The organism is Geobacillus sp. Sah69 (genome assembly GCF_001414205.1).
GTDB classification, from domain to species: Bacteria; Bacillota; Bacilli; order Bacillales; family Anoxybacillaceae; genus Geobacillus; species Geobacillus stearothermophilus.
This window is the reverse complement of sequence record NZ_LLKS01000042.1, coordinates 61,619-68,317: the sequence shown is the minus strand read 5'-3', so window position 1 is coordinate 68,317 and position 6,699 is coordinate 61,619. Positions and strand designations below refer to the sequence as shown.

Here is a 6,699-nt window from a genome sequence, read left to right as displayed (position 1 = left end):
CAGCTCGGGTGGGGAGATGTTGGGTTAAGTCCCGAAACGAGCGCAACCCTCGCCTCTAGTTGCCAGGCATTCGGTTGGGCACTCTAGAGGGACTGCCGGCGACAAGTCGGAGGAAGGTGGGGATGACGTCAAATCATCATGCCCCTTATGACCTGGGCTACACACGTGCTACAATGGGCGGTACAAAGGGCTGCGAACCCGCGAGGGGGAGCGAATCCCAAAAAGCCGCTCTCAGTTCGGATTGCAGGCTGCAACTCGCCTGCATGAAGCCGGAATCGCTAGTAATCGCGGATCAGCATGCCGCGGTGAATACGTTCCCGGGCCTTGTACACACCGCCCGTCACACCACGAGAGCTTGCAACACCCGAAGTCGGTGAGGTAACCCKWACGGGAGCCAGCCGCCGAAGGTGGGGCAAGTGATTGGGGTGAAGTCGTAACAAGGTAGCCGTACCGGAAGGTGCGGCTGGATCACCTCCTTTCTAAGGAYGWAWWGMSRAGMCGYWWTGGCCRRYTGTCGATAYAMWGCGCTTTCGTTTYGTTYAGTTTTGAGGGAACGAGTCATGTYCTCTCAATGASAAAAATCGTTCCTTGAAAACTAGATAACCGGAAAAGCGGAGGCGAGTGTTTCGCCGCGATGGGCAAATGTTCTTCGCCTGCAAGGGTGCTTGCACCCGGAAGGCGAAGGTTATTTGACCCCGAGCGGCGGCGAGCCGACGCTAGACAATAAGGAAGAAGCCGAGAGCGCTGTAGGTTAAGCTAGAAAGGGCGCACGGTGGATGCCTTGGCACTAGGAGCCGATGAAGGACGGGGCAAACGCCGAAACGCTCCGGGGAGCTGTAAGCAAGCGTTGATCCGGAGATGTCCGAATGGGGGAACCCACTGTCCGTAATGGGGCAGTATCCATGCCTGAATCCATAGGGCATGGAGGGCACACCCGGGGAACTGAAACATCTTAGTACCCGGAGGAGAAGAAAGCAAACGCGATTCCCTGAGTAGCGGCGAGCGAAACGGGAACAGCCCAAACCAAGAGGCGTGCCTCTTGGGGTTGTAGGACCGCTCATTGTGGGAGTGAGAAAGGAACGGGGTAGACGAACCGGTCTGGAACGGCCGGCCAGAGAAGGTGACAGCCCTGTAGTCGAAACTTCGTTCCCTCCCGAGCGGATCCTGAGTACGGCGGGACACGGGAAATCCCGTCGGAAGCAGGGAGGACCATCTCCCAAGGCTAAATACTCCCTAGTGACCGATAGTGCACCAGTACCGTGAGGGAAAGGTGAAAAGCACCCCGGAAGGGGAGTGAAAGAGAACCTGAAACCGTGTGCCTACAAGTAGTCAGAGCGCGTTCATGCGTGATGGCGTGCCTTTTGTAGAATGAACCGGCGAGTGACGATGGCGTGCGAGGTTAAGCCGAAGAGGCGGAGCCGCAGCGAAAGCGAGTCTGAACAGGGCGAAAAGTACGTCGTCGTCGACCCGAAACCAGGTGATCTACCCATGTCCAGGGTGAAGGCCGGGTAACACCGGCTGGAGGCCCGAACCCACGCACGTTGAAAAGTGCGGGGATGAGGTGTGGGTAGGGGTGAAATGCCAATCGAACTTGGAGATAGCTGGTTCTCCCCGAAATAGCTTTAGGGCTAGCCTCGGGATGGAGAGTGTTGGAGGTAGAGCACTGATTGGGCTAGGGGCCCTCATCGGGTTACCGAACCCAGTCAAACTCCGAATGCCAACGACTTATGCCCGGGAGTCAGACTGCGAGTGATAAGATCCGTGGTCGAGAGGGAAACAGCCCAGATCGCCAGCTAAGGCCCCAAAGTGCACGTTCAGTGGAAAAGGATGTGGAGTTGCAAAGACAACCAGGATGTTGGCTTAGAAGCAGCCACCATTTAAAGAGTGCGTAATAGCTCACTGGTCGAGTGACTCTGCGCCGAAAATGTACCGGGGCTAAACGTGCCGCCGAAGCTGCGGGATGACCGTTGGTCATCGGTAGGGGAGCGTTCTAAGCGCGCCGAAGCCAGACCGGAAGGACTGGTGGAGCGCTTAGAAGTGAGAATGCCGGTGTGAGTAGCGAAAACAGAGGTGAGAATCCTCTGCACCGAAAGCCTAAGGGTTCCTGAGGAAGGTTCGTCCGCTCAGGGTTAGTCGGGACCTAAGCCGAGGCCGAAAGGCGTAGGTGATGGGCAACAGGTTGAGATTCCTGTACCACCTCCTCACCGTTTGAGCAATGGGGGGACGCAGGAAGGTAGGGCGAGCAGGCTGCTGGAATAGCCTGTCCAAGCGGTTAGGCTGCCAGATAGGCAAATCCGTCTGGCATAAAGGCTGAGCCGTGATGGCGAAGGGACCATCGGTCCCGAAGTCCCCGATCCTACACTGCCAAGAAAAGCCTCTAGCGAGGTGAGAGGTGCCCGTACCGCAAACCGACACAGGTAGGCGAGGAGAGAATCCTAAGGTGCGCGGGAGAACTCTCGTTAAGGAACTCGGCAAAATGACCCCGTAACTTCGGGAGAAGGGGTGCTCGTTTGGGTGAAGAGCCCGAACGAGCCGCAGTGAAAAGGCCCAAGCGACTGTTTATCAAAAACACAGGTCTCTGCGAAGCCGAAAGGCGACGTATAGGGGCTGACACCTGCCCGGTGCTGGAAGGTTAAGGGGAGCGCTTAAGCCGCAAGGCTGAAGGTGCGAACCGAAGCCCCAGTAAACGGCGGCCGTAACTATAACGGTCCTAAGGTAGCGAAATTCCTTGTCGGGTAAGTTCCGACCCGCACGAAAGGTGTAACGACTTGGGCRCTGTCTCAACGAGAGACCCGGTGAAATTATACTACCTGTGAAGATGCAGGTTACCCGCGACAGGACGGAAAGACCCCGTGGAGCTTTACTGCAGCCTGATATGGAATTTTGGTATCGCTTGTACAGGATAGGTGGGAGCCTGGGAAGCCGGAGCGCCAGCTTCGGTGGAGGCGGCGGTGGGATACCACCCTGGCGRTATTGAAATTCTAACCCGCACCCCTTAGCGGGGTGGGAGACAGTGTCAGGCGGGCAGTTTGACTGGGGCGGTCGCCTCCCAAAAGGTAACGGAGGCGCCCAAAGGTTCCCTCAGAATGGTTGGAAATCATTCGGAGAGTGCAAAGGCACAAGGGAGCTTGACTGCGAGACGGACAGGTCGAGCAGGGACGAAAGTCGGGCTTAGTGATCCGGTGGTTCCGCATGGAAGGGCCATCGCTCAACGGATAAAAGCTACCCCGGGGATAACAGGCTGATCTCCCCCAAGAGTCCACATCGACGGGGAGGTTTGGCACCTCGATGTCGGCTCATCGCATCCTGGGGCTGTAGTCGGTCCCAAGGGTTGGGCTGTTCGCCCATTAAAGCGGTACGCGAGCTGGGTTCAGAACGTCGTGAGACAGTTCGGTCCCTATCCGTCGCGGGCGCAGGAAATTTGAGAGGAGCTGTCCTTAGTACGAGAGGACCGGGATGGACGCACCGCTGGTGTACCAGTTGTCCCGCCAGGGGCACCGCTGGGTAGCTATGTGCGGACGGGATAAGCGCTGAAAGCATCTAAGCGTGAAGCCCCCCTCAAGATGAGATTTCCCACCGCGTCAGGCGGGTAAGATCCCTCGAAGATGACGAGGTCGATAGGTCCGAGGTGGAAGCGTGGCGACACGTGGAGCTGACGGATACTAATCGATCGAGGGCTTAACCTAACAAGAAAAGTGGAGGCGCCGCGGCTTCTTCCTGAAACGGTTATCTAGTTTTCAGGGAACGAATTCCTGACAACCTCATATGGCCTAGTGGTGATAGCGGAGGGGAAACACCCGTTCCCATCCCGAACACGGAAGTTAAGCCCTCCAGCGCCGATGGTAGTTGGGGCCAGCGCCCCTGCAAGAGTAGGTCGCTGCTAGGCGGAAAACAGAGCACCCCATTGTGCATAACGCGCAATGGGGTGCTTTTTTTTACCCTTTATCGTCTACTAGTATAGAATGTTATCAGTGTGGGAAACATAGAGAATGGGAGGTGAAAAGCGTGGGGGCGCCGGTGATTGGGAAAAATCGACGTGAAAAAGTTTGTCTCGTTTGTGAGCAAGAAAAAGAGAAGGGCATTTTCCTTTTTGGCCGTTTTCTTTGTATTGACTGTAACCAAGCGATTGTACAAACGAATACGGATGACCCAAATTACGCATTTTATGTGCAGAAGCTTCGGAAAATGGTTGCGTCGAAAATTTACTCATGAAGGCCTGTACAGGGCCTGTTTTTATTTTTCTTCGGGAAAAATGGCGGCCGTTGTCTGTTCATTTTCTTTCCGGCTGGTTCATGTTAATATTATTTTTAGCATTTCCCATCAGGCTGGCGAAACACAATGATTTCGGCCGACCCGTGTTTTGGGCTGCAAGGGAAGAGCTGTTTTGAAAAGGTTTCTCATCTTGGAAAAAGCACGTTTGGGGCCGATGGTTCAACCAATCATCAGCCTTCATACATATCGGGTGTCTGTGTACTTTTGGTGCATGTGGCCGTTGCACTTCGTAAATGATGATTAGGAAAGAGGATCATGATGGATCAAGCGAAAACTCCTTTATATGATGCATTGGCACGGCATTGGGCCCGCCGCCCCGTGTCTTTCCATGTGCCGGGGCATAAGTATGGGGCGTTGTTTCCGCCGCAGGCAACGGAATTTTTTGCGCCGTTGCTGGCTCTTGATGCGACGGAGATCGGAGGGCTTGACGATTTGCATCATCCGGAATCGGTTATCGCTGAGGCGCAGTCATTGGCGGCTGAACTGTATGGGGCTGCTAAGACATTTTTCCTTGTCAACGGGTCAACAGCGGGCAATTTAGCGATGATTGCCGCTGTATGCGATAAAAATAAACAGAAAGTCATCGTACAGCGCAACTGCCATAAGTCAGTGATGCATGCGCTGCAAATCGCGGGGGCGGCTCCGGTTCTCCTTTCCCCCGAATTTGACAGCGATGTACGCGTCGCCTCGCATGTTCGTGCCGAAGCTGTCAAGGAAGCGCTTGAGCTTCATCGCGATGCGGCAGCTGTTGTGTTGACCAATCCAAACTATTACGGGATGTCCATTGATGTAACGGACATCGTCCGCTTTGCCCATGAACGCGGCGTTCCCGTTCTAGTTGATGAAGCGCATGGCGCCCATTTTGCGGCTGGCCCGCCGTTTCCTCAGTCAGCGCTTGCCTGCGGCGCCGATGTCGTTATCCAGTCGGCGCATAAAACGCTGCCGGCGATGACGATGGGAGCGTTTTTGCATGTAAACAGCGAGCGGGTTGATCTTGAACGGTTGAAATATTTTTTGCAGTTGTTTCAGTCAAGCAGCCCGTCTTACCCGATTATGGCCTCGCTCGATTTGGCGCGGCGCTACGTCGCTCAGCTGACGGTGGACGATGTCGCGGCGATTGTCGCTGAAATTGACGGATTTAAGACAGCGCTTGATCGTATTAGCGGGGTGGCGGTCGTTTCCTCCCGTCAGCCCGGTGTTCAAACCGATCCGCTGAAGGTGACGGTGCAGACGCGCAGCTCGCTGACGGGCTATGAACTGCAGCGGCGTCTTGAGGAAGAAGGAGTGTTTGCCGAACTGGCTGATCCTTCCAATGTTTTGCTCATTTGCCCGCTTGCTGCCACTGGACGGTTGATGGAGGCGGCGGAGAAAATCAAATGGGCGTGGCGCGATCTGCCGGTTGAGGAAACGCCGCCGTTTGACTTCATCCCTTGCGTACATTCTCCGATGTCGACGGTGGTTCCATACGATGAGTTGCGCCATGTGCGGACAAAAGCCGTCGCGATCGAGGAGGCGGAAGGGTGCATAGCGGCGGAAACGGTTATTCCGTATCCACCCGGGGTGCCGCTCGTTTGGGTTGGGGAGCGGATTGACGGGCGCCATATTGAGCAGATTCGCCGTCTTCTCGGCCATCGGGCGCATATACAAGGAGGGAGCCGGCTTAGGCACGGGCAGCTGGTCGTCTATGAACTCGAATGAGAGAAAGGATGCCGTGAACGATGAACGGGTATTTTTTTTCGTTTGAAGGGCCGGAGGGGGCTGGAAAAACGACGATGGTCGGCAAGCTCGAATCGTTGTTGCGCAAGCGTGGATTTGACGTGATGGCGACGAGGGAGCCGGGCGGGGTGCGCATCGCCGAGGCGATTCGCGCCATTATTTTGAATCGCGATTATACGGAAATGGATGGACGGACGGAAGCATTGCTGTACGCGGCGGCCCGGCGCCAACACTTGCTCGAGAAGATCGTGCCGGCGCTTGAGGCGGGGCGCATTGTTCTTTGCGACCGGTTTGTGGACAGTTCGTTGGCTTACCAAGGGTTTGCCCGTGGGCTTGGCATTGAGGAGGTATGGAAAATTAACGAGTTTGCCATTGATGGATATATGCCATCGCTCACCATTTATTTCGATCTTGACCCAAAAATCGGGCTCGAACGGATTCGAAAACATACGGGGCGGGAGGTCAACCGGCTCGACCTCGAGGCGTTGTCTTTCCATACGAAAGTCAGGGAGGGGTACTGGAAGCTCGCCAAGCGGTTTGCCGACCGAATCGTGGTGATCGATGCGAGCCGGCCGCTCGATGTCGTGTTTGACGAGACGGCCGCGGCAGTGCTCGCCTGCCTGGAAGGAAGATCAAAGCGCGATTTCCATGAATCCGGCCGTGATGATTTGCCATAAACATGATAGAATAGAAGGTAAGAAATGAGAGAGA

Annotated in this window: 3 protein-coding genes and 3 rRNA genes; all 6 read left to right on the top strand. The window is 55.6% G+C overall.

Annotated elements, in window-relative coordinates; translation table 11 throughout:
• Window positions 1-479: ribosomal RNA gene (locus AP057_RS11310) — 16S ribosomal RNA — on the top strand; the annotation flags it as partial.
• A 270-nt stretch (window positions 480-749) separates the two neighbouring features.
• Window positions 750-3,686: ribosomal RNA gene (locus AP057_RS11305) — 23S ribosomal RNA — on the top strand.
• 83 nt (window positions 3,687-3,769) lie between these two features.
• A 5S ribosomal RNA gene (gene rrf, locus AP057_RS11300) occupies window positions 3,770-3,886 on the top strand.
• A 119-nt stretch (window positions 3,887-4,005) separates the two neighbouring features.
• On the top strand, window positions 4,006-4,212 hold the full coding sequence (locus AP057_RS11295) for a sigma factor G inhibitor Gin (protein WP_055358755.1): 207 nt from the start codon (window positions 4,006-4,008) through the stop codon (window positions 4,210-4,212).
• Window positions 4,213-4,530: 318 nt separating this feature from the next.
• Window positions 4,531-5,970, top strand: a complete 1,440-nt coding sequence (locus AP057_RS11290; protein ID WP_055358753.1) for an aminotransferase class I/II-fold pyridoxal phosphate-dependent enzyme — start codon at window positions 4,531-4,533, stop codon at window positions 5,968-5,970.
• Between the two features lie 20 nt (window positions 5,971-5,990).
• On the top strand, window positions 5,991-6,665 hold the full coding sequence (gene tmk, locus AP057_RS11285) for a dTMP kinase (RefSeq protein ID WP_033009015.1): 675 nt from the start codon (window positions 5,991-5,993) through the stop codon (window positions 6,663-6,665).
• The last annotated feature ends 34 nt before the right edge of the window (window positions 6,666-6,699 follow it).